This window comes from Pseudomonas sp. Irchel s3h17 (assembly GCF_900187505.1).
Taxonomy (GTDB): Bacteria; Pseudomonadota; Gammaproteobacteria; order Pseudomonadales; family Pseudomonadaceae; genus Aquipseudomonas.
Genome location: NZ_FYDL01000044.1, coordinates 1 through 1,244, shown reverse-complemented (window position 1 = coordinate 1,244; position 1,244 = coordinate 1). Strand labels below are relative to the sequence as shown.

Below are 1,244 nucleotides of genomic sequence, written 5' to 3'. Positions count from 1 at the left end.
TGGGTGACGCGGACCCAGCAGGAGCTGTGCTCGAAGGCCTGGCTGGTGTTGTCCGGGCGGAAGCGGTGTTCGTAGGCTTCGTTTTCGCGGTCCCAGGGGAAGCAGACCTTGACCCGGCCCCATTCGTCGCAATAGATCTCCTCGCCCGGCGGGCCGACCACGGTGGCGATCTGCGGGCCGTCGATGCGTGGTTTGTTGCGCAGCGGGGCTTTCCAGTCGGCGTCCCCGCGGATCGCCGTGGCGCTGAACTGGTAGGCGGTGCCGTGCTCGCTGGCGCTGGCGTCTTCCTGCTGGCTGCTGTGTTGTTGGCCGGTGTGGTGGAGGCTGAGGGTGCGCCAGCGGGTGATGAAGTCTTCGCGCGGGTGTTCGGTCAGCCCGAAGGCCAGGCCCGGTTGCAGGCGCGCGTCGTCGCCTTCGAGGTGGGCCAGCCGGGCGTCGTTGCGCAGGGCGGCGAGGCGGGTCTGGGTGAAGGGTTTGCCGGCGGCATCGCGTTTGTAGCGGCCGGGGTAGTCGTAGCGTTCGTAGTCCTTGTGCTGGTTGTTCAGCTCGCGCCCGCCGTCGGCGCGGTGTTGCAGGTTGTAGCGCGGGTGGCTGAAGGTGTAGTCGCGCTGCACCTGGCGTGCGCTGCGGACCTGCTCGGTGTAGTGGAAACGCTGCAGGGCCGGTTCCGGCGAGTCGCCGCCGCCCATGGGCTGGTAGCGCACGTTGCAATCTTCGTCAGTGCCGATGCTGCCGAGGCCGCCGACGCGGTCGGTGAGGATCAGGCGGTGGCCGTCGGCACGGTGCTCGAAGCAGTAGAGCAGGCCTTCTTCGGCGGCCAGCCGGTCGATGAAGTCGAGGTCGGTTTCCCCGGCCTGGACGCAGTATTCGCGGGGCTGGTGGTCGAAGCAGATGATCGGTTGCACATCGCCCAGGCGCTGGGTCTTGAGCACGGCAGCAATGATCTCGGGCACGGTCTTGCCCTGGAAAATCCGCCAGTTGGAGCACAGCCCCGCGCGGGCCAGCACCGGTTCGACCACGGCGCGATAGCGGGTGCGGCGAAAACCGGTGTCGCCCTGGCTGAACAGGCTGACCAGGCCGTGCACATAACGCACCGCGGTCTCGCCGCGCCACAGGGTGAACAGGGCCGGCAGGTCGAGCACGCGGTTGAAGTCGATGGCCGGGTCGTGGCTGGCCAGGTCCAGGGTCAGCTTGAAGGGTCGGGACAGGCCCTCTTCCAGCTCGAACTCGACCACCTCGAAGGC

At 68.1% G+C, this 1,244-nt stretch carries 1 protein-coding gene; it reads right to left on the bottom strand.

Annotation, left to right across the window (positions count from 1 at the left end; translation table 11 throughout):
• Window positions 1–1,244: type VI secretion system tip protein TssI/VgrG (gene tssI / locus CKW25_RS25915; protein ID WP_143497505.1), on the bottom strand; the 1,244-nt coding region annotated here is incomplete at both ends.